A 26,728-nucleotide genomic window follows, 5' to 3' on the forward strand; every position below is an offset into this window, starting at 1 on the left:
TGGGTATAGAATCAGCACTCTTTTGTTAAAAAAAGCTACTCGGTGACTACATTAAGACTTATAATATGCTATTAAAAACAACACTTTTTACAAAACATCCATTTTAAAGAAAATGAAAAAACGCCCTAACCTGTTATCACTCGGTTTTAGGGCGTTTTTTTGAAATAAGTAATGCTACCTGAACCATTGTTAAAGGAAGCGAAGTTTTTTTACGGTAAGCCATATACTTCGGCTCCCAAGTATCCGCATATTTTTCTTTGAAATTTTTAAGTCCTTTAAAATGATAGATAAAGCTACCATGGAGATAAATTTGTGAAGCAATCTTTTCTCCCAAAAATGAATACTTCGATAGTCCAACATTCGCAAGCGGTGCCATTCCTATATTAAAGTTTTGATAGCCATTTTGATTTGCCCATTCGAACAAATGCAAAAACATAAAATCCATTATACCTGGAGGTATATCGGCTAATTGACGCATTAAATCTAATGATAACGTTTTATGCTGGTCATACTTCGGCATTAGACTCGTAAAGGCAATTGGAACCTCATCGCTGTTTTTCACGACAGCAATTGGTCCTAAGCTTATATATGTTTTATCAAAAAATCCTAATGAAAATCCCTTTTCCAGCCTTCCTTGAAGCCATTCATCGGATATAAAGTGAAGCCGGTTCAATAGTTCTTCTGAATATGGAGGTTCCAACACCTCACAGGTAAAGCCTTCTCTTTCCAATTTATTTTTAACCGCTCGAAGATTTTTCATCTTTTTACCTGACAAAGAAAATTCCTCTACATTAACATATGCTTCTTCCCCTAGCTTGAAAAAGTCATATCCATTCTCATGGAGCTTTGGCAGCATTTCTTTTGTCACTTCATAATATACGGGTGTATATCCATAAATATTAGCTACATCATGAAACTCTTCAATACAATCATGAAATTCCCTCTCATCCCCTATTGGATTACCTAAAACCACTAGCTTATCCGCATATTTTTGAAAAGCAAATAATACATTTCCGGATTTGCTCCAATAGATTAATTTATCATGTAAAAAGATCAGATGAGATAAAACCGTACCACCGTATTTTTGCAAATGCTGCATGATTTTATCTGTTTCATGAATGGACGAACGAAATTGAGCTTCATAAGGCTTCCTTAACCAATAGACAAAGTAAATGACAATAAGTGCAATCATCAAACCTAAAAAAGCACTTTTAAAAAGATCACCTGAATTTAAAATCATATATTTCCGTAAGAAATGATTGATTTTCATTTTCTCACTATGTTCCGGTAAATTCATATATCCAATAAAAATATACAGAATGATAAAGAATAATATCCCTAGTAAATCAATCGCTGCTCGTCCCCATGTAACGACAAAATTAAGACGGTAGAAACTTTTTTTGGATAGCCATAATATAAAAGCAACTACGCATAAAAAAATAGCTTGCTCATAATTAAGGCTTTTCGTAAGGGAAAGAACAGCGGCGAAAATTAACAAGAACATTGTAAAATAATAGGCCCATTTCACCTTGTATTCAATTCCCCTCGACAAAAAAAGCAAGAGTAAACCGGTAGCGACAGACAGTTGATGGGAAAGATTCATAATCGGAAAGGACAGAAACTCTCTTAAAAAAACTATTCTATCTAAGACTCCAGGCAAAGATGCTGATATCAACAAGATAATACCAGAGCAAAAAACTAGAATCGTAATAATCCAGTGACTAATATTCCTTGCCAAAAAATGGATAACCTGTCTGTAAGGCTTGTCCAAATCCCTCCAAAGTTTCCTTACGAAAAATACAGTCCCAAGTAAAAATGGAATTATATAGTAGCTGAAACGATAAAAAAGCAAGATCAGCAATATTTTTTCGGTAGGTACATGCATACTTTCAAAACCTAATATCATTACTAAATCGAAAGATCCAATCCCACCAGGAATCATACTTACAATCCCCGCACACGATGCAACAATAAAAATAGGATATAATTCCTTTAGGTTAATATGTATATGGAGTATATTCGCAATTGTCAAAAACAGCATCATGGCAAACATCCATTCAAAAATGGATATAACAATAAGTTCTATAATATGAACATTTCTAAAATGCTCCGCTTGAGATTTTCGTTCTCTAAGCTTGGTTAAGATGATTAGGATAGGAGCATATAGGCTTATCGCCCATACTGCCAATTTAATCCATTTCATTCCTGCCAAAAAGCTTGTTTGCATAATACCGAGGGAAACAACCCAACTTAGAATAGATAACCCTGCCAAATAAAACAGGGATATTTGCGCTATATTTTTGACGAGCATCCCGCGATCCTTGAATTTCCCTTTAAAAAAGTATGTCCGTAAGCTTAAACCTGCTACTCCACCAAAGCCAATAAAATTGGAATATGTATTAATGGTTAAGGAATACTTAGCCATCTTCCATTTTGGTATTTGTAAATTCAAAATCCGATTCAGGACAATATCATAAAATAGCATTGGTGTAACTGCAATAATTCCCAAAACGATGATAATCAAGACATTCAGTACATTTAATTGGTCCAGATGATTTCTGATTAAATTTATATCAAAATTCTTGATCATTTTTCTGGATTCTATAAAAATAAATAATAGAAGAACAACTGGGAATAAGAATTTTAATGTTGATAAAGCCTTCTTATTCAGTTTCAAACACCGCACCCGCTTTCAAATTAAACCTATCCACTAGTATATACTAAAACTTTCCTATTTTAAAACTTTATATTCTTTATGATGGCTAATAAAGGTGGTAATCATAATAGTAAAAAAAGATAGCAATATTTCTGCTATCTTTTTTCTTACATTACATTTTAACCATATTTTTTTCTTCTTCAATACGCTTTAAGCGTTCTGCAACTTCTTCTTGTGTTAATCCATGCTCTTTTATATAAAGATTTCTAGGGTGTACCCGGCATTCATGTGAACATCCGCGTAAATACTTATGTTCATTCTCTTCTGAACAAAGAATTTGTTTGTTGCATTCAGGATTTGCACAATTTACATATCTTTCGCATGGTTCACCTGTAAAATAATCTTTTCCTACAATGACGTGCTCTTTATGGTTAACTGGAACAGCGATTCTTTCATCAAAAACATAGCATTGACCGTCCCAAAGCTCTCCTTGCACTTCTGGATCCTTACCATAAGTAACAATTCCGCCATGTAGCTGTGCTACATCTTCAAAACCTTCACGGACTAACCAACCTGAAAATTTCTCGCAACGAATTCCACCTGTACAATAAGTTAAAATCTTCTTTCCCTCGAGCATATCTTTATTATCCCGAACCCAATCTGGTAATTCGCGGAATGTTTTTATATCCGGCTTAATAGCTCCTCTGAAATGACCGATTTCGAACTCATAATCATTTCTAGCATCCAATATTACTGTATTTTCATCCTGCATTGCTTCGAAAAATTCTTTCGGGCTATAGTATTTCCCTGTAAGCTCATTAGGATTAATATCGTCTTCTAATCGGAATGTAACAAGCTCTTGTCTAGGTCTTACATGCATTTTCTTAAATGTATGACCATCTGCATCATCCACTTTGAACACGATACCTTCGAAGCGAGGATCATTTTTCATCATATTCATATATTGCTCTGTTTGATCAATTGTACCGGAAACAGTTCCGTTAATTCCCTCTTGAGCAACTAGAATTCTTCCTTTTAATCCAAGCTCCTTGCAATATGCTAGATGTTCCGCAGCATATTCTTCTGGATTTTCAATAGTTGTATAAAAATAATACAACAATACTCTATAAGGCTTCTTTTCTTCTGTCATGTTATTACCACCTATCGATTTATATTTGCAAGATATAAATGTATTTAGGTTGTATTTGATATACACTTGTCTCTTACAACAAATTATTGTATAAAAATAACGCCAATTGTGCAAGGGAGAAATTGTGTACAATCATCCATATTTCCCCTTTTCGCACTCTAAATCAATCCTTTAAGCTCATTTTCCGTTATACTAAAACAAGTGTTGGTGCAAAGTGCTTGATGCCATGATAAGTTTTCATAAAGACATTTAATCTTTGTGAATAGCCCCTTAAATATGGATTTAGTCAAACTTTAGCTTCTTTAATGCTTCAGCCAATGCGTTATTTAATGGTTCTTCTTCTTTTTTCTGTTGACGCATAAATTTTTGAACGTCACGTTTATCCGCTTTGTTTCCAGATTCTTTTTTTCGTCTCTCTTGGAATGTAGATAATTTCTCACGATAGCCACATGTACATGCGAAAATTTGACCAGCGCCTTCCCCACGTAACTCAAGTTTCTTCTTACATTGAGGGCAACGAGCATTTGTTGTACGAGATACATTCTTACGATGACCACACTCTCGGTCTTGGCATACAAGCATTTTTCCTTTTTTGCCGTTTACTTCTAGCATTGGTTTACCGCAGTCTGGACAAGATTTAGTTGAAATATTGTCATGTTTATATTTTTTATCACTCGATTTAATTTCAGCAACAATTTCTTTTGTATAGTTCTTCATTTCTGAAATAAATACTTCTTTTTTTAATTTCCCTTTTGCAATTGCCTCAAGTTTTTGTTCCCATTCACCTGTTAGAGTAGGCGACTTTAACTCTTCTGGTACTAAATCAAGTAACTGACGACCTTTGGATGTGATGTGAATATCTTTACCACGTTTTTCAATTAAAAATGAATTAAAGAGTTTGTCGATAATATCTGCACGTGTCGCTACAGTACCTAATCCACCAGTCGATTTTAACGTATCGGCGAGTTGTTTGTTTTGTGAATCCATATATTTTGTAGGGTTCTCCATTGCAGAGAGTAAAGTCGCTTCGTTAAATCGTGCAGGTGGCTTTGTTTGACCTGATGTTTGCATAATTAGCTTTATAGTTAATGTATCGCCTTTTTCAGTGCGAGGTAGAATTTGCTCTTTTACTTCATCAGTTACATCATCGTCTTCAAAGCGATTTTCGTATACTTCCTTCCAGCCAGCATGTATAATAGTTTTTCCCCGTGCAATAAACGTTTCATTGCCAACCTTTGTACGTAACGTTAGTTGCTCGTATTCGAATGCTGGGAATAAAACAGCTAAGAAACGTTTTACAACTAAATCATAAATTTTACGCTCTTTATCTGTGAATGCCGAGAAGTTAACATACCCTTCTGTTGGAATAATTGCGTGGTGATCACTTACTTTACTGTCATCAACAAAAGACTTATTAGATTTTATCGGTTTATTTAAAATTTTATGTGCTAAAGAGCGGTATTCTCCTCCACCGCACGCTTTTAGGCGCTCAGGAAGTGTTCCAACTATATCCGATGAAATGTAGCGCGAATCTGTACGAGGATACGTTAGCACTTTATGTTGTTCATATAACTTCTGCATAATGTTTAATGTTTCTTTAGCAGAGTAACCGAATATTTTATTTGCATCACGTTGTAATTCAGTTAAATCATAAAGACCAGGAGCGAATGATTTCTTCTGTTTTTTGTCAATTTCCACAACGGTTGCATTTTGTTTATCTAGTTTCTTTACAATGTCATCAATTTTTTCTTTATTAAAACTACGACTATTACCATTCGCATCATACCAAGTTAGTTTTAATTTGTTAGTTGTTTGAGCTTCGATACCGTAGTATGTTTGAGCTTTAAAGTTTTTAATTTCATCTTCACGCCCAGCAATAATAGCTACAGTTGGTGTTTGTACACGCCCACAGTTTAATTGAGCATTGAATTTTGTTGTTAGTGCACGAGTGGCATTTAAACCGATGTACCAGTCTGCTTCTGAACGGGCAACAGCTGAGGCATATAAATTGTCATATGCCTTACCTGGTTTTAAATTTGCAAAGCCATCTTTAATGGCTTTATCTGTAACGGAAGAAATCCATAAACGTTTAATTGGTTTATTCACTTTTGCTTTTTCAATTATCCAACGTGCAACTAACTCACCCTCTCTTCCGGCATCGGTAGCCACAATCACCTCATTAACATCACTTCGAGTAAGTTGATTTTTCACAGCATTAAACTGTTTTCCCGTTTGTTTTATCACAACTAATTTCATACGTTCTGGAAGCATCGGAAGATCTTCAAGTTTCCATGTTTTATATTTATTATCATAAACTTCCGGATCTGCGAGCGTCACTAAATGCCCGAGGGCCCAAGTCACGATGTATTTGTCACCTTCTAAAAATCCATTACCTTTTTTTGTACACTTTAATACTTTTGCTATATCACGTGCAACTGATGGTTTCTCAGCAATTACTACACTCTTTGCCATTTATTTAAACTCCTTTACTAACTATATACCGTTTAATATACCACAGTTTTCAAGATGAGCAGTAAGGAAAACCTTCTTTTGACAATCATAAATGACATTGCTTGTTAAAGATCTCTACTTCTTGTCTTACATCCTTACTCTCTCTATAAACCTGATTAAACTGCTTTGGAGTGATCTTGTTAACAAAGAATGAAAATCCCCTTCCCTAACCTCAAAATAGGAAAAAGAATTGAAAGCAATTACACATTGCCAAGGAAAACCTTATCAATTCCTTCATAATATTCGAAAGGAAACGAAAAGGCAGGGAAACCATCGTGCTGATGCACTCAAGGATGTAATGGAGAAAAAACAGCGTATTTTCATCGCCCATATCCCATAAAGGGAAACCCCTTTTATCTTCATGAGCAATATATTTCTAATACTCTTTTCTTTAACATATAATATTAATAGAGTAATAATTAAAGATAAAATCTCAACTATTCACCGCCTTTTCCTCTATCAAAGTTTTTCCTTATTAAAAATTTTGTCAATGAAAAACTTTATCATAAAAACTTATTTTGAAGGGAGAGAATCGATGTTAGCTACAAAACAATTACTTGGACTCAATAAGCACAAGAGATTATCACGACTTGCTTTACTGAAAAGGATTTTTTTCATTACTTTAGGATCGATTATTATGGGGGTTGCCTTAGAATTATTCCTCGTACCCAATTCCATATTGGACGGTGGCCTAACAGGTATTTCCATCATCCTTTCCCACTTTACAAATCTTCAGCTTGGTTTATTTATTTTCATCTTAAATATTCCATTTTTCTTTATTGGTTATAAACAAATCGGTAAAACCTTTGCTTTATCCACTTTATACGGAATTGCTGTCATGTCATTAACTACCTATTTTTTACATGATATCCCGGTTTTTACAGAAGAGCTTTTTCTCGCGACAATTTTTGGTGGAATCATTCTTGGAATCGGGGTTGGATTGGTTATTCGGTTTGGCGGTTCCTTAGATGGAACGGAACTTCTATCGATATTATTAAATAAGAAGTTACCTTTCAGTGTAGGTGAAGTCATCATGTTTTTTAACATAATCATTTTCACCTTTGCCGGATTTGTATTCGGCTGGAATCGTGCAATGTATTCACTTATCGCCTATTTTATTGCATCAAAAGCAATCGATATCGTAATCCAAGGACTGGATGAATCTAAATCTGCATGGATTATCAGCGACTATCCCGATGATATCGGCGAAGCCATTCTGGCACGTCTCGGTAGGGGTGTGACCTATTTAAATGGTGAAGGGGCATTTACTGGTGCTGATAAAAAAGTTATTTTTTGTGTCATTACTAGATTGGAAGAAGCAAAGTTAAAAGCCATTGTGGAGGAGTATGACCCGCAAGCATTCCTTGCAGTTGGGAATATTTCTGAGGTTCGCGGCGGCCGATTTAAGAAAAAGGATATACATTAAAAAAAGAATCCAAATATGGATTCTTTTTTTATTCTGCATTAAGCTCCCTAACCTTTTCGTCACTAGGTAAAAATAAGGTTAAAAGACCTAGTATTGGCAATAAACTGCAGAAAATCATAATAAATTTAATACTGAAAATATCCGCCAAAGCTCCATATAGGACGGCACCAATTGCACCCATACCGAAGGCAAATCCAACAATTAAACCAGATACCATCCCTATTTTTTGTGGCATTAGTTCTTGTGCATAAACTACGGTTACACTAAAGCTGGATGTTACAATAAAACCAATTAGAAAAAATAACGGAATAACTAAAAATAATGGCACATAAGGAAGAATAATAGTCAAAGGAGTTGCTCCAACTAATGAGAACAAAATAATATTTCGTTTCCCAAATCGGTCAGCTAACGGTCCTCCTAAAAAAGTACCGATAACCCCTGCTATCATAAAAATAAAAATATAAATTTGTGCTTGTTTGATGGACAATCCATAATCATCTATCAAATAAAATTGATAAAAATTCGAAATACCAGCAGAATACCATGATCTAGCAAAAACAATAAAAACTAATAATACCATTGCGGCTTTTATTTTTGAATTAACTGGCTTTTTAACGAGATGCGTTACTTTCTTCTTAGATGCTTTAATACCAATGGATATTTGCTTTTTATACCAATTCGATACAAAGCTTAGAAGAATTATTCCAACTAAGGCTACTCCAGCAAATGTTACAGCACTTTTTTGTCCAAACGGTTCAAAAATGTAGTAAGTAAAAACCGGTGCCAGTGACTGTCCGAAGTTTCCCCCTACTTGGTATATAGATTGTGCTAATCCGCGTTTACTGCCTGCAGCCATGTACGCAACTCGTGACCCTTCTGGATGGAAAACAGCAGAGCCGATTCCAATGAAAAATACAGAACATAAAATCACATAGAAATTCGGTGATAATCCAAAACCTATTAAACCAAGCAAACTCATAAACATTCCGAGCGGCAATAAAAATGGAGTGGAACGTTTATCCGCATAATAGCCAAAAACTGGTTGCATGACAGATGATGTCATGTTTACAACAAAGGCAATCCATCCTATTTGCGTATAGCTTAAATTCAGTGCATTTTTTAAAATAGGACTCATTGCTGGAACAATAGCTTGTATGGAATCATTAAAAAAATGACCAGCACTAATTGCCGCTAATATCCCATAAATTGTGGCAAGCTGAAGATTATTTTGTTTTTGTTTTGCAGCAACCGCCATTTTCGTCTCTCTCTTTCCTGTAGTTTGTCGTTTTCGCATTCATTTAGAGTATCTAAATAAAATCGATAAAATGATTATACACTGTTTTTGCTAATAAAAAATAAAAATTTTCTATTTCAACCATAATACATACTTAGCACTATCTATTGGAAAAATGATAGTGGAGGTGAAAGTATGGCGAATCGAAAGAAGGATCCTTCCAAGGCAGGCTTAAGTTCACCAGAGGTTAAAGGACAAGGAACAACAAATATGGAGACCGGCTCTATGAAGGCTGATGCTTCAAGGAAAAAACATGGAAGATAACTTCCTATACAGGTGAATGAATATTTTTCCAACTATAAGGTAAGCTAAATGGTTAAGAGGAGGTGTTGGAATATGGCGAAAATCGGCGTAGAACAATCATTATCAAATGTATCACAGGTGCTTCGCGAAAAAGGATATGAAGTGGTTGAATTAAAAAATGAACAAGACGCAAAGGGCTGTGATTGCTGTGTTGTCACTGGCGGAGATGAAAATGTAATGGGCATTCAAACCGTGGTTATCCAAGGCTCAGTAATCGATGCAAGAGGCTTATCGGCAGATGAAGTTTGCCGTGAAGTTGAAAGCAGAATTCAATAGAAATATGGGGACTAAAGATTCAATTCTTTAGTCTTTTTTTCTTTTCCTAAACAATTTTGGCTTTTGTATATCATAACTATATGAAATTCTGTATTTTTGAAATGTTTTATAACGCCGCCTATCGGAACCAACAATTTAACCATATAACCCCATTATCCATTATTAGATAATGGGTTTTTTTGTCTTCTACAAATGATGTTCATGGCCAAATAGAAATTGGAAAAGCCAGTCAATAAATAAAGCTGGTTCATTAACTGAAAAAACGGGAAACTTTATGTCTTCGTTTAAGGGAAACCAAGTAAGAACAGCTTGAATATTTGAAAGCTCCTCTAAAATACCTAAATCCTCCTTTTTTCGTATTAATACAGCTTTTGGGAAAGAACCGTGCTTATACCCTTCTATTAGGATTAAATCTAAGGAGAGATGATTATACATTTCAATGATTTCATTTAATGACCAGTCTTTAGAGTGATTTTGGATTAAAAGACTCCCATCTCCTTCGACAGCTGTATATAATGCACCACTCTTAAGATGCTTATCAGTATCCTTGTCACTAATTGGAACATTCGGACCCCCGCCATGGCCATGATGCTTTATCGTGCCTGACTGCATTCCATATGAATTTCCATATTGTATAATCCTCTCTATTAATGTCGTCTTCCCGCTGTTTTTAAAACCAACTATTTGGAAGATTTGCGTTCCTCTTTCCATGGTTCACCACTTCCTATTTGATCCTCTAACAATAAAATATCTAGGAAATCCCCTGTTTTATATCCTCTAGTACCACCTGGCAATACCATTAAACAATCAGCCCATGCAACGGATGTAACTACATTGGATTTATCCAAACCGACAGGCTGGACAAAAACCTGGCCATTCTCATATTCCAACTTGCTTCGAACAAATCGATTAAACGGATTTGGCTTTGGAAAATCAGCCTTTAAAATGGCGCTTGCTTTCCTTAAATGAGGCTTATCAGAATGCATCCAGTATCGAACAATGGGACGAACAAATAATTCAAACCCAACATAGCAAGCCGAGGGATTACCCGATAATCCATAGAAAAGCTTACCTTCCTTTGTGGCAACCGTAGTTACACTACCTGGCCGCATCGCAATTTTATTAAATAAGACATTGGCGCCAATTTGTTTGTATATTTCTGGAAGGTGATCAAAATCGCCAACCGAGACACCGCCAGTTGTAATGATAATATCACATTCCTTCATAGCCAATTTTACAGCTTCTAGCAATGACTCCACATCGTCTGCACAATTTTCAAATTTTCTAGAAACCGCACCTGCACGAAAAATTTGTGATTCTATCATATAACCATTACTGTTTCGTATTTTACCTGGTTCCAATGGTTCATTTACTTTTAATAGCTCGCTTCCGGTTGCTATTACTCCGATTATTGGTTTCTTGGAAACTGGCACTTGATGGTATCCAAATGTCGCCAAAAGCGCTTTTACGCCCGGATTAATAACCGTACCCGCTTCAATTAGAATATCTCCTTTTTTCGCATCTTCACCTTGAAATGAAATATTTTCCCCATGTTTCACCTTTCTTTTTATAGTAATAGTTTGTTTGTTCTCTTTCTTTTCCTCCTTTACGAGCTCTAGCATAATAACGGAATCAGCCCCCATCGGAATATCCGCCCCGGTCATAATCCGAATCGCTTGAAATGCTTGCAAATGTTTCGTACTTACCTGCCCTGCCCCTATTTCATCCACTACTTCAAATACTATTGGATTTTCCCTCGATGCATGCACGGTATCCTGAGAACGAATAGCAAAGCCGTCATATGGAGACCGGTCAAATGGAGGAACATCATGATCTGCTGTTAATGGCTTTGCTAAAAATCTGCCATCACATTCATCAATAGAAATCCATTCTACATTTCCGCGCCTTTTCCATGCCATCACTTTTTCTATTGCATCCGCAACCCAGATTGGTTTTCTCCGTTCAACCATTCTAATACCCCCTCTTAAATAATGCCCTGGATTTCCATTCCTTTTTTTAATGCGTACATTCCAACAAAAAAAGCAGTATTATTCAATACCACTTTTGAAAGGTTGTTTTTGAATAAATTGTTACGGTTTGTCTATTGTTCTCCATTCTAAAGGACATCTTTTCTATAGATGATCATTCATTCTTAACGTGAGTTAGGATGGATATTAGGTTTTTAGCGCCAAAAGCAACAAAGTTTAGGAAAAGAGCCTTTAAAAATAACCTTTACTAGCCACCTATATAAGACATTTCAATTTTTTTCTTCATTGCCTTATTTTGAGTGCGTTCATCAGAATATCTATCGTACCGGTTATTCCATAAAGCTATTATTTCTGACTGAATCTCTTCATCTGACGCACCACTACGCAAAAGCTTTCGCAAATCATAGCCGCTGCCAGCAAATAGACAAGTATAAAGTCTTCCATCTGCTGATATTCTTGCACGCGTACAGCTGGAGCAAAAGGATTCGGAAACAGAGGTGATAAATCCAATTTCTGACGAGGTGTTTTTGTAACGATACCGTTTTGCCACTTCACCAAAATAGGCAGCATCCACAGGTTCCAGTTCAAAATGATCAGACAACATTTTATACATTTCTTTTTTAGTGATCACTTTCTCCATATTCCACCCATTCGAATTGCCTACATCCATAAATTCGATAAACCGTAACGTAATTCCTTTTTCCCGAAAAAAATCTGCCATCGGAATAATCTCATGTTCATTGACCCCTTTTTGAACGACCATATTTACTTTTATCAAAAAGCCTGTCTCAACGGCTTTCTCTATTCCTGCAAGCACCGTTTTGGAAGAGACTCCACTGCCATTGATAACTGTAAAAATGTCATCATTTAGTGCATCAAGGCTAATATTCAACCTCCGAAGTCCAGCAGCATATAAAGCTTCTGCCTGCTTAGACAATAAGACACCATTTGTTGTTAGCCCCATGTCTTTAATACCATCCATTTCCACAAGCCTTTGAATCAATTCCGGTAGACCTTTCCGTATTAACGGCTCTCCTCCTGTTATCCGAAGCTTCTTTACCCCTAACTCTGTAAAAATACGTGCAACTCTTTCTATTTCTTCGAATGATAAAACTGCATCCTTAGGCAGGAATGGATAATCCGGACCAAATATTTCTTTTGGCATGCAGTATTGACATCGGAAATTACAGCGATCGGTAACAGAAATACGCAAATCATGCAAAGGCCGTTTATGTTGATCCGTTATCATTGAATTCAAAATACCATCCCCTCTACAATTTCTTCTCTATGTTTAACCTATGTTTTCTCCATTGGCAAATGCTAATTTTTTTGCTTTATCTAAACAGCTTCATTTGCGACTTTCATTAATAATATATTAAATAATTTTATCTCAACAAACCAGTTATTATGTTTTAATACCATCTCACAACTATTTTTGAACAAACTGATGTGATTACCTTCACAAGTTATTATTTTGGACAAATTTTGTTATCCTTATTGGCATTGTTATCCTTTATAATGAGGAATAATGCATAGTACGTTTTTCATTTTTACTAAAGAAGGTGACGTCATGATCACTAATGTACAGCCCTTAAAGCCTACACATTCTATTCAAATAAAAGAACTATTAAAATTTACAGAAAGAATCATTACCGCCAAAAAAGGTGCCTATATCTTTCAGGAAGGTATAGAAGGTGAAGGGATTTTTATTATTTTAAACGGAAAAGTACAGATTAGTAAAATAACTCCAGATGGCCAAGAACTAACCTTTAGAATTTGTTCCCATAACGACATTATTGGAGAAGGAATTCTTTTCTCCTATTCTCCAAAATATATCCTTACTGCTAAAGTACTGGAAGACTGCCAGGTAGCACTTATTCGCAAAGAAATTGTGGAAAATGAAATCTTTAAAGACGGTGCACTTGCTTTAGAATTCATGAAATGGATGAGCGACCAATACAGACGAACGCAAACGAAATTTCGTGATTTGCTTTTGAACGGGAAAAAAGGTGCCCTTTATTCAACATTAATAAGAATGACCAATAGTTATGGCATTGAAAAAAAGAACGGAATTTTAATTGACATTCATATTACGAATCAAGATCTGGCAAACTTTTGCGGCACTGCCCGCGAAAGTATAAACCGCATGTTAAGTGAATTGAAAAAAGATGGAATTATCTCCATTCATCACGGAGAAATGACGATACATGATCTGCAATATCTAAAGGACGCAATTCATTGTGAAGAGTGTCCAATAACCTATTGCAGCATCGAATAATAGAATCACAATAAATTTCCATTTCAATAAAAAAAGGGTGCATCACCCTTTTTTCTTGTTTTTTATTCTTTTAACGGACCAAAAGACACCAAAACCAATTAAAATGATTGGCATCATTAGAATCCAAGGATTATGTTTTGATTTCTCTGTCTTCTTTTTACTCGGAGCAGATTGTGCTGCCATGACCTTTTGCTCGGAAAGCTGAAATGACTTTAACAGCGCTCCAGACTTATCCACTATTTCTAAAACTCCGTTTTTTGAAATTCTTTCTGAAACCGATGCATGGAGCGGTGATGTATAAAGTAATTTTTCCGAAGTTTTGAAGATTTTATTACCATATTTGAACATGGTATCCTCTGGTAACTCGGATGTTTTAAAATGAGTAAAACCATAATCCAGCAACTGCTTTGTATCCTGATATTCGTCTTTTTTTGTTTTAGCATCCATGGTAATTACAGTCAGATGAATATTATTATTTTGCGCAGTTGTAGCTAAAGTTTGTCCCGACTGATCCACATACCCTGTTTTCCCTCCAGTAATGCCTGGATAAGGAATTTCTCCTTTTAACATTAGATGGTGCGTAATGAGTGTCGTATGCCATCCCTTTCCATTCCATTTTAATTCCTTTGTACCGAATATTTCTCTAAATGTAGGATTTTTTATAGCATAATCCGTAATTTTAGCTAGGTCACTTGCAGTAGTATAATGATTTTTATCAAATAATCCATGTGGATTAACAAAATGGGTATTTGAAACGCCAACCTTGTCCACCATAAATTCATTCAGCTTTTCCGCAAAAGTTGGCACATCTCCACACAAATAATCGGCAATAGCTACCCCAGCGTCATTTCCAGAATTTATGAGGAGGCCTTGCACCAAATGCTTCAATGTTACCCTTTCTCCTTCAAGTAAATATACCCTTGTCCCATCTGTTTCCTCAGCAGCTTTACTTACAGTCACCATATCATCTAAATTACCATTCTCTATTGCATAAATAGCTGTAGCAATTTTGGTCAAGCTGGCCGGATATAATTTTTTATCCGGATTCTTTCCATATAATATTTGCCCGCTGCTGCTATCAACGAGGACAGCAGCTTTACTAGCGATTTTTAGATTTGTTTTTTCCTTTGCATTTGCAATATCTATATATGAAAAAGTAAATGCCATCATAATGACAATTAGTAAAAGTCGCTTTAACATTGAAAGCCTCTTTCCTTAAAATTGATTCCCTTATAATATTATCAAATGAAAAAATATTCTAAAATCTATTTTCGGAAATTGTAACATAAATGAAAAATATGTCGAATTAAATCGACGAACCTCGAATCATTCTTAGGTGAGAATATTATCTTTCCTATCCTTTTGCCTCTAAGCACTGATTTTATTCCAATTACATACTTACCTAAGCCGACACCACTTTTTCCTATGCTGAATAACATATACAAGCAAAGGAGGGGGGAATTTTGTCAAGCTGGAAAGATACTGTAAATTGGCGGCTACTATTATGGGTTCTTGGCGCTATGTTGATTTTTGTTATCTTCCCGATAATCTATCACCAAATCCACCAATCATCCACAACACCTGTAAAAAATGAAAAAACATCGAAAGTATTATGGGGGGTTGATTCCGCAAATAAAGTTACGGAAAAACTGTATCAATGTGTAAACAAAAACTTTGGGAAGCCTGATATATGGGGAAGATACACGAAGACAATCAAGGGTGTTTCTACTGGCTTAACAGCTGATGAAATACATTTTTTACATGATAAGAATGTTAGAATTCTATTAATCTACAACCATTTTAATAATGCTACTACAAAGAAAGCCGGTGAGCAGGAAGCAAAAGCGGCCATACAATTTGCCAAGGACATTAAAGCACCGAATGGAACAGCTATTTTTGCAGATATTGAACCTAAATATCCAGTAGATTCTGCATTTATAGAAGGATGGTATGAAATCATCCATAAATCGGACTATCATCCAGGCATTTATGGAGTATTCGATCCTGATCAAAACGTATACTCTGCGTTTAATAAGGCAGCCAAAAATAATAAAAGCATCAAAGAAAATACAATACTTTGGTCAGCCGCTCCACAAAAAGGAGTAAGCAAAAAAACCGATGCTCCAAAATTTAATCCATCGGGTCCTAAAGATGCTCTCAAATACGGCTATCAATATGGTATTGATGCAAAAACATGTAATATTGATACCGATGTATTTAAAGGAGAAATATTGAAGTATTTATGGAAGTAAAAGAGAAGGTGTACGAGCAATATTTAATGCTGTACACCTTTTTTGATCTAAATACTTTTTAAGAGCAGTTTTCTTAGCAACGGAAAAAGAACATTTGGCAATTCCCCTACATCCGATAATATAATACTAAAATTACCGTAAATATTATGGAGAACATTTCTTTGTCCTTCCTCTACAGGAGTATTGGAGAGGAAAATATTAATTACCTCAATTCCTCTTTTCCTTGCTTCTAAAACCGCCTCATGAGTATCGACTATTCCATTTTGTTCATAGCCAAAAGCAGCTGGCTCCCCATCGGAAAAAATCAATAAAAATTTCTGCTTCTCATTTCTCCACATTAGCTTTCTAGTCATGTGACGTATAGCAAACCCGTCTCGGTTATCCTCTTCTGGTTGCAATTGCATAATTTCTGGACCGGTCTTTTTATTTGTAGAGGAATAAAAATCAATCACGTTCTTAAAATAATTTGGCTGTTTGGATTTTGTCGCTTCACTAGTATCCTCCCAAAAACCAACCACCTCATGCACTACATTAACTGATTTTAATGCTTCGTGAAATAAGGTTATACCAAGCTTCGTTTTCGACATTTTATCTGCCATAGACGCCGAGCAATCTACCAATAAGGTGAATACCGCATCAATTTCTCTTGAATACTCTTGTTTCTTATAAAACAATCGCGGATTTTTATCAGTAAAAAATGGAAGGAGCTTCTTACTAAGTCTTCCATACTGCATATCAGTATGGGGCTGCGTGCGTTTATGCTCTAGTATTTTTTCAATCATTTTCTTCAGCTTGATTTGATATCCGCTGATATTTCCTTTTAATTTTTCATATTCCTCCATTTCCGCATATGATGGGCTGGCAGGTTCCACAAAAATGGACTGAGCATAACGGTTTTCATGACCGTATTCCCACTCACCTCCACTTTCCTTGTCTCTTTTTTGTTGAAGAGCTTCCAACTTAGAATATTCATTTCTATTTGTTTTCTTGGAAGAACCTTGGACCATCCCTAATGCCTGATCACCAGTTTCACTTTCACGAGCACCTTCACCTAACAAATTGGTACGTGACCCTTGCTCCAAATCAAATTGCAGGAAGCTATTACTTACATCACTTGTTTCCCGATGCCATGTTTTCATCTCTTCTTCGAATATTTCTTCATCGCCTGTGCTTTTGTCTAATTGATCATCATTTTGCAAGGAATCCTTTCGTTTTAGATCTTTAAAGGAAAGACCTTCCTCTAATTCATGTAACATTTTTTCTGGTAAATGAAAATATTCATTCAGCATATCCTGTTCTAAAACTTCATCCAGTACTTCCATCAAGTTCAATGCAAAAATGGTAACATCCTTTGTTGATTTTGCATCAAAAAGCTTCATTATTTCGTTCTGAAGGTATGGAAATACCATCATAATTTCCTCTTTAAATGTAGGCGGCTCGAAGATTGGTGTCTCTGCAGTTAGCATCAAATAAATAGTATTAAATAATGCATCCGAATAGACACTTTTTGTTAAATTAACGTTTTGCTGTGACGTGAAATATTCTCGATATATTTTTCTTCTTATCTGAAAAGCACTTATCGTCCCTGGTCTTATATGCTTACATTTCTCTTCGATACGCAAGTCTTCCGCCAGCATAAATAACTGCTTAGCAAAGCCTTTCCATTTTATTTCGGATAACCTTTGCAGAAAATGTACAGTCTCAACATAATCTGTAAAGTGATAGTTTCCGATGGCACGTAAAAACACATCACTCTTAAGTCCATTCCTCATAATGCTTACAGGGCGATGGTTCCAAAAATGACGCACAAAAACTTTCTTCTCAGTAGGATCCAAATAGGAGTGAACACCAAATTCCAGCTCATATTCTTTATCTCTTGTTAAAGCTTTTGTAAGATCGGTTAATTCCATAAAAAGCATGGAATCAATTCTTTCATCATTAAATTGAATAAAACGCTCCATATTATGCCCCCCTATCCGAATATCGTTTCGGCGATATTACGAATAGCTGCCTTTTCTCTTTCGTCCTCTAATTTATCTATTATCCCCCGTTGAATAGCTCTCATTGGCGGCATATATACAGATAGATCACATGTGTCGATTAATGCCCTAATCGAAGCAGCATCCTCTGATATTTGCCCCATTTTTGCTTGCGCAATTAAGTCGCTGGATAACGAGACAAATTGATCAATTATAGCTGTATTAGTTAATTTGCTTTGCGTTTGTAAAACCATTTTAAGGGTATCTGCTTGAATATAGGGAACATCAATAATGACGAATCGATTTTTCAATGCTTCATTTAATGGGACTGTTCCAATGTAACCTTCATTAATAGCAGCAATGACTCCAAAGTGGCGGGATGCCTTCACCGTATCTCCAGTAAAAGGATTATGAAGCATTCTTCTGTAATCTAAAACACCATTTAAAATTGGCAATGTTTCCGGCTTCGCCATATTAATCTCATCTATATATAATAGTTGTCCTTGTGTCATCGCCTTAATCACTGGACCTGGCACAAAATCAATAAAGCTCTTTTCTCCATCATGATGAATGGTTTTAAAACCCAATAACCCTTCGGCATCTAAATCTACAGAACAATTGATGCTCTGCATGGGCTGACCGAATATGGAAGAAATAGTTTCGGCCAGTTTTGTTTTCCCTGAACCCGTTGGTCCCTTTAACAATACATTCTTTCCAAGAGATATAGCAATAATAGTGTCTAGTAATATCGAATTATCTGCAGGAATATAGCCGCCCTCACCAATCATTCCATGTTCAGTTGCAAAATGTTGTTTTCTAAGCTTTAATATTTCCGATATATCATTAGGTAGTTGATGTATAATTTGATCCATGTCATTTATTCCTTTCTAATCATTAACTTATCTATTAAAAAATTTCTTTCTCATAAACCTATATTTTATCATATAACGGAAGAATTTATAATGAATACATATTTCGCAAATTCACCTTCATAGTGCCATTAAACTTGCAACAAAAAAGCATTTTGATTAAATGATTGTAATCATGGCGATTTTACGGTATAATTCGAATCTAATGAGTCTTTTAAAGTGAGTGAACGAATTTTATGGAATATTTAATAAATCTTACATATGACCCCTTCATATGTTCCTTTTCCGTCAGTCTTATTTTATCTATTGGACTGGCATATATTTGGAATCGCTTTCGGATTAATTCCTATTCGTATTTTTCTGAAAGACCTGCTGAAATTTCTGTTCGGTCAGATATACCATTTGATTTAAAATGTGAGACACTGCAAAATTTATTAGTAACCTGGATAATTAAATATGTAAGACGTAAAGAATCCTCAAAGGATGATTCGGACCATCATTTATCCGTCATTCATAAAACTACACAATTCTAGGAGGATAATTGATGAAAAAATATGTAAAAATGTCCGCACTTTTAGTTGGACTAACCATGCTCTTATCGGCATGTTCTTCATCTAATACTGCAAAGACAGGGAAACAAACTGGGTTCTTTCATGATTATTTCGTGGAGCCATTTGTAAAGGTTATTCATTTTACTGCACATTTATTTGGAAATAACTATGGAATTGCGATTATTATCATTACTATCTTAATTAGGCTTGTCTTAATGCCATTAATGTTAAACACTTACAAGAAACAGCAAATCATGAAGGAAAAAATGGATGTTCTAAAGCCTGAAATGACTAAATTACAGTCAAAAATTAAGCAGGCAAAAACAAAAGAAGAACAAGCAAAGCTTCAGCAAGAAATGATGGGATTATACCAAAAACATGGTGTTAATCCATTGAATATGGGATGTCTACCGCTCATCATTCAAATGCCTATTTTAATGGGATTTTATTATGCTATTCGTAGTTCAGGAGATATTGCAAGTCACTCCTTCCTATGGTTTAATCTCGGAGAAAGAGATATTCCATTAGCAGTAATTGCCGGAATTATTTATTACATTCAGGCTAAGGTATCCCTTATCGGTATGACACCGGAACAAGAAAAGCAAATGAAAATCATGAGTTTGATCTCCCCTATTATGATTTTATTCGTATCTTTTAATGCTCCTGCCGCATTACCTTTATATTGGGCAGTCGGAGGCGCGTTCCTAATAGGCCAAACATATTTATCAAAAAGGATATACAATTCACAAAAAGAAAAAGAATCTAAAGTACCACAAAAATAAGAAAAAAGTCTGCTCTTCATTAAAGTGTACCCTTTGTAAAGGACATTTTAAAAAAGAGTTAAGCAATCTTAAGAAGATGATTCCTGTATTGAACAGGGGTCATCTTCTTTAAATTCCATTGGTATCTGAAGTTGTTATAATAAATCATATAAGAATTAATTTCTTTCTTCAGTTCCTCAAGTGTGTTACAAGGTTTGATAAAGGCTTCATCCTTAAAGTGGCCAAAAAATGATTCCTGGGGGGCATTATCCCAACAATTTCCTCTCCTTGACATTGACTGTCCAAGCTTATATTTTCTCACTCTTTTTTGATATAGGGGGCTGGTATAGTGAACGCCTTGGTCAGAGTGTATAAAAGCATCGGGTGCTAACTTAACCTTTCGATTTTGCTTTAGTTTACAAAGTGTGTCCATTGCTATATCTAAAGTGATACGATCAGAAACATTGTAAGCCAGGATTTCATTGGTTGATCCGTCTTTAATGGTCGATAGATAGGCTTTCTTTCCTTGTCCATACAATAAATAGGTAATGTCAGTAAGAAGGACTTTTCCAGGTGTTCCTTGCTTAAACTGTCGTTGTAACAAGTTAGGCAGAACCCTGTGTTCTTGCGTTGCTTTCATCATTTTTCGATAAGGATTCGATTTTCTAATCGGGCAGACTATACCATACTTCTTCATAATACGCCGTATACGTTTCAAATTGAAAACAACCTTAAATTGATCAGCCAATGTCATTTTAATCTGGCGAGCCCCTTTTTTGCGATTCTTAAATTTATATGCCTTTATGATAACGTCTCTTAGCTTCTCGTCCTTTTTTTCCCGTTCTTCTCTATTCTTGTGTGAGGATACAGTAAAGTAATTATAATATCCCGAACGGGATACGCCTGAGATGTCACACAAATAACGAAGCTTATTTTTAAGCTTATACTTTTCAATTATGGAGTGGATTAATAAGTACCTTTGTTCAGCTGAAAGTTTTATTTCTTCCCCTTTAGCCTCCTTTCGGCTAATTCTATCTTTTTTAACAATTCATTTTCAGCTTTCAATAAATTATTTTGAGCTTCTAGCCTTGCATATCTTTCTTCTAATTTAAGTTCACGTTCACTAGGTCTGCCAGTATTCTCTTTTCGGGTATCTGTTAAACCAGTGATACCATTCTTTCGATAAGCAGCACACCATCTACTAGTTGATGATCGAACCCTTCTTTCTCCAATTATTTCTATGTCAAACCCACATTCTTCAAAAATTTGTTTAGGCAGTTTACCATTCTCATATTCGGCAATAAAATAACGTTTGAATTCATCTCTATAAGTAATCCCTTTTGAGCTTACTGACTTTACATAGAAATTATTTGATAACTTCGAAATTTCTCCCTGTGTGAATGTTTTTTTACTCATATTTGATCCCCAATCCCCATTTTTCCTCATTATACATAAAAGTACCCTATAGGGCAGACTCTTTTTTTAAAGTGTCTACTCTATAGGGTACATTTTATCATCGAGCAGACTTTTTTTATTTATCATGATACGAAGGCTTTTGTCGAATAGAAGAAAAAAACAAAGAAAAGTATTCTAAAATTTTTAAAAATTTTGATTGAAATAAATAGCATTTATTAGTAGGATTAAAATGTAAGCGCTATCTAAAATAGCTTTATACAGCACGATCAAACCCCTTAGATAAACCATTCTGAAGGAGGATTTTTTTATGAGCCAAACTTTATTAAGTCTTGATGAAAGAGTAGAGAAATTTTTACAAGGTAAAAAGAAACTATTCATTAATGGAGAATTTGTCGAAAGTGCTACCGGTAAAACTTTCGATACACCAAATCCTGCTACAGGCGAAACGTTGGCAACTGTTTATGAAGGCGGTCCTGAAGATATTGATCGTGCCGTAAAAGCAGCAAGAAAAGCCTTCGATGAAGGTAAATGGTCTAAAATGAGTGCTTCAGCAAGAAGCAGATTAATGTATAAGCTAGCTGATTTAATGGAGGAACATAAAGATGCCCTCGCGCAGTTAGAAACATTAGATAATGGAAAGCCGATCAGGGAAACATCCGGAGCTGATATTCCATTAGCAATCGAACATATGCGTTATTATGCAGGGTGGTCAACAAAAATTACTGGGCAAACTATTCCTGTAAGCGGTCCTTTCTTTAACTATACAAGACACGAGGCAGTAGGAGTTGTAGGACAAATCATACCGTGGAACTTCCCGCTCCTAATGGCAATGTGGAAAATGGGAGCAGCTCTTGCCACCGGTTGTACAATCGTTTTAAAACCAGCAGAGCAAACTCCTCTCTCTGCACTATACCTAGCTGAGCTTGTTAATGAGGCAGGTTTCCCTCCTGGTGTCATCAATATTATACCAGGATTTGGTGAAACTGCAGGACAACCGCTTGTAGATCATCCATTAGTAAATAAAATTGCCTTTACTGGATCAACTGAAGTTGGAAAGCTTATCATGGCTCGTGCTTCTGGTTCATTAAAACGTGTTACACTTGAACTTGGCGGTAAATCACCAAATATTATTCTTCCTGATGCGGACTTAACAAAAGCCATCCCTGGTGCACTTAATGGTGTTATGTTCAATCAAGGTCAAGTTTGCTGTGCCGGTTCACGCGTATTTATCCAAAAGAAGCATTTTGATAATGTGGTTGCAGATATGGCTAGCCATGCAAAATCCATTAAGCAAGGAGCAGGACTGGATAGCGGAACACAAATGGGACCTCTTGTATCTATTGAACAGCAAAATAGAGTGTTAAGCTATATTGAAAAAGGATTAAATGAAGGTGCTGAGCTCCTAGCAGGCGGTAAAAAGCCTCGCGAAGAAGGCTACTTTGTAGAGCCAACAATATTTGCGGATGTCAATGATGAAATGACTATTGCAAAGGAAGAAATTTTCGGACCAGTTATTTCTGCTATGCCATTTGATGATTTAGATGAAGTTATTAATCGAGCTAATAACAGTGATTATGGCCTTGCAGCTGGTGTTTGGACTCGCGATGTTGCCAATGCTCATTATATTGCAAGCAAATTACGTGCGGGTACAGTTTGGGTAAACTGCTACAATGCATTTGATGCTGCTTCGCCATTTGGCGGTTATAAACAGTCTGGCATTGGACGTGAAATGGGATCCTATGCTTTAAATAACTATACAGAAGTAAAGAGTGTTTGGATTTCGATGAAATAATAAAAGCATAGGCGCTTTGCTTGTCGGCGTACGGATGAGTGAAATTTGAAGTACCGATTTTCACTTTCGTAGTCTTCGACTGAGATAAAGGAAGCAGGACGAGGAACGAGTCGATGTTGACATATCGTAGGGAGAATACCTAGAAATACGCGAAACGATAGGTGCTAAAGCTAGACGGAGAAGAAACACTTCTGAATTAAAACGAAGAAAAGGGCCAGATTATTGGCCCTTTTCTATTTTAGCGATGGTCGTTTACCGGCTGTGGTTCACTGAAAAATTGATTTAGTGCTCTTATATTTTTTTTGTAATCCAGCTGTAGGACTGCCCCTGCATATGGAACAGTGCGATTGGTAAAGCCGTGCTTAACCGGAATGCGTATTGTATCAATGGTATCTATTCTTTGCAAAAAAATGGTCGAAGCCAATGTTAATACTTCATTTGTTTTTAAGTCAGTATTAACATATTTTAAAGAGGAATCTAATAATGAAGGAATTTTCGCAAATCCATCTAACGAGTTCATTTCCTTTTGAAATGTATCCTTCATTTTTAATAGTATTTCCTGCTGTCTCTCCACCCTTCCAAAATCACTTCTTGCGTCATGGCGAAACCGTACGTATTTCAATAGCTGTTCTCCGTGAAGTTTATGTTCACCAGGTGTTACATCTAAGTCCATATCATCAATTATGGTTTTATTTAAATTCACCTTTATTCCTTCAGGTGCAATTGTATCCACGACCTTAACAAATCCCTTAAAATCTATCGTGATAATATAATCAATGTTAAGTCCAAAGTTTTGCTCCACCGTCTTTTTTAATAACTCTTCTCCACCTAAATAATAGGCATGATTTAGTTTATGATACACACGGTTATATCCAGGTATCTTCACGAGACTATCGCGCATAATAGAGGCTAGTTTTATCGAGCGGTTTTGTGAATCATACTGACTTACAATGATGGAATCTGTTCTGGATTTCTCCCCTTCTCTTGTATCAATTCCTAATAAAAGAAAATTAATTGGCTGCTCATTCAATTTCTTTTTAAAGCTTTCTTCCATCGAAACAGGGTTCTTAGTGTCATTCTTATGCAGCATCCTGTTATTGCATGCTGATAATAAAAGGAATGAAATAATAATGAGGTTTAGTATAATAACTTTTTTCATAAAATGCTGCCTCACCTCTTTTTATGTTAGTATGAACAAATAGAAGAAATTTAATAAAAAAATAAACCTAGCAACAACTTTGCTAGGTAAATAAATATTACTTTTGCTGCACTGCACCAGTAGCCATTTCTCTTAATTTAAACTTTTGAATTTTGCCTGAAGCAGTCATCGGATAGCTTTCTGTAAATTCTATAAAACGAGGAATTTTATGTTTTGAAATTTTCCCTCTGCAATATTCTCTTATTTCTTGCGCAGTAATTTGAGTACCCTCCTTCGGAATAATCCATGCCATGACCTCTTCCCCGTATGTTTCATCTGGTATACCTACGACTTGAACATCTAAAATCATTGGATGTCCATAAAGAAATTCTTCAATTTCGCGAGGATAAATATTTTCTCCCCCTCTAATAATCATATCTTTTAATCTCCCTGTAATCCTACAATATCCGTTTGCATCCATCACAGCTAAATCACCAGTATGAAGCCAGCCTTCTCCATCAAGAACCTCATTTGTAGCTGCAGCGTTTTTATAATATCCTTTCATAACGTGATAGCCTCTAGTACAAAGCTCTCCTTGTTCCCCAATTGGGACTTCTTTGTTTGTCCCTGGTTCTACAATTTTCACTTCGACATTGGGTAAAGGACGACCAACTGTTTCCACTCTTATTTCTATTGGGTCATTTGTTCTTGTTTGTGTGATTACTGGTGATGATTCCGTTTGACCATATGCAATGGTAATTTCGGAAGCACCCATACGATGAATGACGTCTTTCATTACTTCTATTGGACAATTTGATCCCGCCATAATGCCCGTCCGTAAATGCGACAGATCAAATTTATCAAAATCAGGATGGTTTAATTCTGCAATGAACATAGTTGGAACACCATGCAATCCTGTACATTTTTCATCCTGGACCGTTTGCAATACTTGTATAGGACTAAACTCTTGGACTGGAACCATGGTTGCACCCACAGATACACATGCCATTGTGCCAAGAACGCACCCGAAGCAATGAAAAAAAGGAACTGGGATACAGAGTCTGTCATCCTTAGTCAAAAGCATACATCCTGCAATATTATATCCATTATTAACTATATTATTGTGGGTTAACATAACACCTTTCGGAAAGCCGGTTGTTCCTGAAGTATACTGCATGTTGATGACATCATCCGGTTCAAGTGTATGTAAACGCTGATTTAGTGCGTCCTCTGAAACATCATTGCCCATTTCCACTATATCTGCCCATGTAAACGTCCCTGGATAACGCTTCTCACCGAGCACAATCACATTTTTCAACTTTGGAAGTTGCTTACTTACTAAGTTTCCAGGTTCACAATGGTGAAGCTCTGGACAAATTTCATATAGTATTTCAATATAGGATGAATCACGGTATTTTTCCATCAAAATTATTGTATTTGCATCAGATTGGTGCAGTAAGTATTCTAATTCAGCAGTACGATAATTCGTATTTACCGTAATTAATACGGCTCCCATTTTTCCTGTTGCAAATTGACAAGTTAACCACTCAGGAGTGTTTGTTGCCCAAATGGCAATATGTTCCCCCTTCTCTAAACCGAGTTTCATCAGCCCTCTAGCAGCCTGACGGCACACATTATTAAATTCACGGTAGCTCCATCTTAAATTTCTATCCGCATAAACAACAGCCTCGTGATTAGGATAAAGCTTTGCTTTTTCTTCAAGGAGTTCTCCAATGGTTACATTCAGCAAGCTTGACATAAAGCATGATCCTCCTTTTAAATAATTGAAATCACTATACTTTTATATTATCACGTTTTTCAGAATTTTAGAAATATACACTGATTCTATATCTGAAAATTTATATTTTTAAAAATAAGGGGTTCTCAAACCTCTATGAAAGAGATAAAATAAAAGGAATTAAATTAAATAATTTCCACTAGGAGGTTTTGTCATGAAAATTATGAGTAATGAATTGTTGGTGGCAGCCTATCGTGACGCTAAAAAGAAAGGTCAAGATCAAGAGTGGATTGATTTATTAAAAACAGAGTTAAAAAAGCGCGGTTTAAAACCAATTACAATAAAATAAA

At 35.7% G+C, this 26,728-nt stretch carries 22 protein-coding genes; 9 read left to right on the plus strand and 13 right to left on the minus strand.

Going from position 1 to position 26,728, the window contains the following annotated elements; all coding sequences use genetic code 11:
* Window positions 1-136: 136 nt before the first annotated feature.
* From mprF to KHA87_RS07425, 3 genes are all read right to left on the minus strand, one after another.
* Window positions 137-2,686, minus strand: coding sequence for a bifunctional lysylphosphatidylglycerol flippase/synthetase MprF (mprF, locus tag KHA87_RS07415; RefSeq protein ID WP_213093445.1), 2,550 nt, complete (start codon window positions 2,684-2,686; stop codon window positions 137-139).
* 142 nt (window positions 2,687-2,828) lie between these two features.
* A complete protein-coding gene (trhO, locus tag KHA87_RS07420; RefSeq protein ID WP_213093446.1) occupies window positions 2,829-3,806 on the minus strand; it encodes an oxygen-dependent tRNA uridine(34) hydroxylase TrhO in 978 nt (325 codons plus the stop codon).
* A gap of 282 nt (window positions 3,807-4,088) precedes the next feature.
* Window positions 4,089-6,278 carry a DNA topoisomerase III gene (locus KHA87_RS07425; RefSeq protein ID WP_213093447.1) on the minus strand — a complete coding sequence of 730 codons (2,190 nt, stop codon included), beginning with the start codon at window positions 6,276-6,278 and terminating at the stop codon, window positions 4,089-4,091.
* A 229-nt stretch (window positions 6,279-6,507) separates the two neighbouring features.
* Between KHA87_RS07425 and KHA87_RS07430 the strand changes: the two genes are divergently transcribed.
* Complete coding sequence (locus tag KHA87_RS07430; RefSeq protein ID WP_213093448.1) at window positions 6,508-6,657, plus strand: hypothetical protein; 150 nt, start codon at window positions 6,508-6,510, stop codon at window positions 6,655-6,657.
* 195 nt (window positions 6,658-6,852) lie between these two features.
* Complete coding sequence (locus KHA87_RS07435; protein ID WP_213093449.1) at window positions 6,853-7,743, plus strand: YitT family protein; 891 nt, start codon at window positions 6,853-6,855, stop codon at window positions 7,741-7,743.
* Window positions 7,744-7,771: 28 nt separating this feature from the next.
* On the opposite strand, the gene KHA87_RS07440 is transcribed toward KHA87_RS07435, so the two are convergent.
* Window positions 7,772-8,998, minus strand: a complete 1,227-nt coding sequence (locus tag KHA87_RS07440) for an MFS transporter (RefSeq protein WP_213093450.1) — start codon at window positions 8,996-8,998, stop codon at window positions 7,772-7,774.
* 174 nt (window positions 8,999-9,172) lie between these two features.
* On the opposite strand from KHA87_RS07440, the gene KHA87_RS07445 reads away from it, so the two are divergent.
* The gene (locus KHA87_RS07445) at window positions 9,173-9,301 is read left to right on the plus strand and encodes a YuzL family protein (RefSeq protein ID WP_213093451.1); all 129 of its coding nucleotides are present in this window, start codon (window positions 9,173-9,175) and stop codon (window positions 9,299-9,301) included.
* A 72-nt stretch (window positions 9,302-9,373) separates the two neighbouring features.
* Entirely contained in the window at window positions 9,374-9,616 is a 243-nt protein-coding gene (locus KHA87_RS07450; protein WP_213093452.1) for a YkuS family protein, read from the plus strand.
* Window positions 9,617-9,802: 186 nt separating this feature from the next.
* Here KHA87_RS07450 and mobB read toward each other — a convergent pair whose 3' ends face one another.
* The 3 genes from mobB to moaA all read right to left on the minus strand — a co-directional run bounded on the left by mobB (window position 9,803) and on the right by moaA (window position 12,853).
* Window positions 9,803-10,327 (minus strand): molybdopterin-guanine dinucleotide biosynthesis protein B, encoded by a 525-nt coding sequence (mobB, locus tag KHA87_RS07455; protein ID WP_213093453.1) that lies wholly within the window; start codon window positions 10,325-10,327, stop codon window positions 9,803-9,805.
* A complete protein-coding gene (locus KHA87_RS07460; RefSeq protein ID WP_213093454.1) occupies window positions 10,297-11,586 on the minus strand; it encodes a molybdopterin molybdotransferase MoeA in 1,290 nt (429 codons plus the stop codon). Before KHA87_RS07460 ends, mobB begins: the two co-directional genes overlap by 31 nt.
* 265 nt (window positions 11,587-11,851) lie before the next feature.
* Window positions 11,852-12,853, minus strand: coding sequence for a GTP 3',8-cyclase MoaA (moaA, locus tag KHA87_RS07465; protein WP_283249440.1), 1,002 nt, complete (start codon window positions 12,851-12,853; stop codon window positions 11,852-11,854).
* A gap of 321 nt (window positions 12,854-13,174) precedes the next feature.
* On the opposite strand from moaA, the gene KHA87_RS07470 reads away from it, so the two are divergent.
* A complete protein-coding gene (locus tag KHA87_RS07470) occupies window positions 13,175-13,882 on the plus strand; it encodes a Crp/Fnr family transcriptional regulator (RefSeq protein ID WP_213093456.1) in 708 nt (235 codons plus the stop codon).
* 42 nt (window positions 13,883-13,924) lie between these two features.
* Here the strand turns inward: KHA87_RS07470 and KHA87_RS07475 are convergent, their stop codons facing one another.
* Window positions 13,925-15,082, minus strand: coding sequence for a D-alanyl-D-alanine carboxypeptidase family protein (locus tag KHA87_RS07475; protein WP_213093457.1), 1,158 nt, complete (start codon window positions 15,080-15,082; stop codon window positions 13,925-13,927).
* 263 nt (window positions 15,083-15,345) lie between these two features.
* Here KHA87_RS07475 and KHA87_RS07480 point away from each other — a divergent pair, with 263 nt between their 5' ends.
* Entirely contained in the window at window positions 15,346-16,134 is a 789-nt protein-coding gene (locus tag KHA87_RS07480) for a glycoside hydrolase domain-containing protein (RefSeq protein ID WP_213093458.1), read from the plus strand.
* 47 nt (window positions 16,135-16,181) lie between these two features.
* Here the strand turns inward: KHA87_RS07480 and KHA87_RS07485 are convergent, their stop codons facing one another.
* Together KHA87_RS07485 and KHA87_RS07490 are read right to left on the minus strand one after the other, a co-directional pair.
* Window positions 16,182-18,095 (minus strand): vWA domain-containing protein, encoded by a 1,914-nt coding sequence (locus KHA87_RS07485; RefSeq protein ID WP_213093459.1) that lies wholly within the window; start codon window positions 18,093-18,095, stop codon window positions 16,182-16,184.
* 11 nt (window positions 18,096-18,106) lie between these two features.
* Complete coding sequence (locus KHA87_RS07490) at window positions 18,107-18,985, minus strand: ATP-binding protein (protein WP_213093460.1); 879 nt, start codon at window positions 18,983-18,985, stop codon at window positions 18,107-18,109.
* Between the two features lie 541 nt (window positions 18,986-19,526).
* On the opposite strand from KHA87_RS07490, the gene yidC reads away from it, so the two are divergent.
* Window positions 19,527-20,315, plus strand: a complete 789-nt coding sequence (gene yidC / locus KHA87_RS07495; RefSeq protein WP_213093461.1) for a membrane protein insertase YidC — start codon at window positions 19,527-19,529, stop codon at window positions 20,313-20,315.
* Window positions 20,316-20,373: 58 nt separating this feature from the next.
* Here the strand turns inward: yidC and KHA87_RS07500 are convergent.
* Window positions 20,374-21,710, minus strand: a protein-coding gene (locus tag KHA87_RS07500) for an IS3 family transposase (protein WP_213093067.1) whose coding sequence is annotated in 2 segments (ribosomal slippage) — window positions 20,374-21,323 and window positions 21,323-21,710 — 1,338 coding nt in all. Because the reading frame shifts where the segments join, the coding sequence is not laid out codon by codon here.
* A gap of 307 nt (window positions 21,711-22,017) precedes the next feature.
* Between KHA87_RS07500 and KHA87_RS07505 the strand changes: the two genes are divergently transcribed.
* A complete protein-coding gene (locus tag KHA87_RS07505; protein WP_213093462.1) occupies window positions 22,018-23,502 on the plus strand; it encodes an aldehyde dehydrogenase family protein in 1,485 nt (494 codons plus the stop codon).
* 238 nt (window positions 23,503-23,740) lie between these two features.
* Here the strand turns inward: KHA87_RS07505 and KHA87_RS07510 are convergent, their stop codons facing one another.
* Window positions 23,741-24,661 carry an LCP family protein gene (locus KHA87_RS07510; RefSeq protein WP_213093463.1) on the minus strand — a complete coding sequence of 307 codons (921 nt, stop codon included), beginning with the start codon at window positions 24,659-24,661 and terminating at the stop codon, window positions 23,741-23,743.
* Window positions 24,662-24,758: 97 nt separating this feature from the next.
* Window positions 24,759-26,390 carry an AMP-binding protein gene (locus tag KHA87_RS07515; protein ID WP_213094271.1) on the minus strand — a complete coding sequence of 544 codons (1,632 nt, stop codon included), beginning with the start codon at window positions 26,388-26,390 and terminating at the stop codon, window positions 24,759-24,761.
* 202 nt (window positions 26,391-26,592) lie between these two features.
* On the opposite strand from KHA87_RS07515, the gene sda reads away from it, so the two are divergent.
* Window positions 26,593-26,727: a sporulation histidine kinase inhibitor Sda gene (gene sda / locus KHA87_RS07520; RefSeq protein WP_213093464.1), complete on the plus strand. Its 135-nt coding sequence runs from the start codon at window positions 26,593-26,595 to the stop codon at window positions 26,725-26,727.
* Window position 26,728: the final 1 nt, after the last annotated feature.

Source organism: Bacillus sp. FJAT-49736, assembly GCF_018343615.1.
Taxonomy (GTDB): domain Bacteria; phylum Bacillota; class Bacilli; order Bacillales; family Bacillaceae_C; genus Margalitia.

What these genes read in the sequence shown, in the direction of transcription:
- KHA87_RS07445 (WP_213093451.1), top strand. Translation starts at nt 9,173, where the DNA reads ATGGCGAATCGAAAGAAGGATCCTTCCAAGGCAGGCTTAAGTTCACCA.
- KHA87_RS07450 (WP_213093452.1), top strand. Translation starts at nt 9,374, where the DNA reads ATGGCGAAAATCGGCGTAGAACAATCATTATCAAATGTATCACAGGTG.
- KHA87_RS07435 (WP_213093449.1), top strand. Translation starts at nt 6,853, where the DNA reads ATGTTAGCTACAAAACAATTACTTGGACTCAATAAGCACAAGAGATTA.
- KHA87_RS07510 (WP_213093463.1), bottom strand. Translation starts at nt 24,661, where the DNA reads ATGAAAAAAGTTATTATACTAAACCTCATTATTATTTCATTCCTTTTA.
- mobB (WP_213093453.1), bottom strand. Translation starts at nt 10,327, where the DNA reads ATGGAAAGAGGAACGCAAATCTTCCAAATAGTTGGTTTTAAAAACAGC.
- KHA87_RS07440 (WP_213093450.1), bottom strand. Translation starts at nt 8,998, where the DNA reads ATGGCGGTTGCTGCAAAACAAAAACAAAATAATCTTCAGCTTGCCACA.
- KHA87_RS07490 (WP_213093460.1), bottom strand. Translation starts at nt 18,985, where the DNA reads ATGGATCAAATTATACATCAACTACCTAATGATATATCGGAAATATTA.
- KHA87_RS07460 (WP_213093454.1), bottom strand. Translation starts at nt 11,586, where the DNA reads ATGGTTGAACGGAGAAAACCAATCTGGGTTGCGGATGCAATAGAAAAA.
- KHA87_RS07485 (WP_213093459.1), bottom strand. Translation starts at nt 18,095, where the DNA reads ATGGAGCGTTTTATTCAATTTAATGATGAAAGAATTGATTCCATGCTT.
- KHA87_RS07470 (WP_213093456.1), top strand. Translation starts at nt 13,175, where the DNA reads ATGATCACTAATGTACAGCCCTTAAAGCCTACACATTCTATTCAAATA.
- sda (WP_213093464.1), top strand. Translation starts at nt 26,593, where the DNA reads ATGAAAATTATGAGTAATGAATTGTTGGTGGCAGCCTATCGTGACGCT.
- moaA (WP_283249440.1), bottom strand. Translation starts at nt 12,853, where the DNA reads ATGATAACGGATCAACATAAACGGCCTTTGCATGATTTGCGTATTTCT.
- KHA87_RS07475 (WP_213093457.1), bottom strand. Translation starts at nt 15,082, where the DNA reads ATGTTAAAGCGACTTTTACTAATTGTCATTATGATGGCATTTACTTTT.
- KHA87_RS07425 (WP_213093447.1), bottom strand. Translation starts at nt 6,278, where the DNA reads ATGGCAAAGAGTGTAGTAATTGCTGAGAAACCATCAGTTGCACGTGAT.
- trhO (WP_213093446.1), bottom strand. Translation starts at nt 3,806, where the DNA reads ATGACAGAAGAAAAGAAGCCTTATAGAGTATTGTTGTATTATTTTTAT.
- KHA87_RS07505 (WP_213093462.1), top strand. Translation starts at nt 22,018, where the DNA reads ATGAGCCAAACTTTATTAAGTCTTGATGAAAGAGTAGAGAAATTTTTA.
- yidC (WP_213093461.1), top strand. Translation starts at nt 19,527, where the DNA reads ATGAAAAAATATGTAAAAATGTCCGCACTTTTAGTTGGACTAACCATG.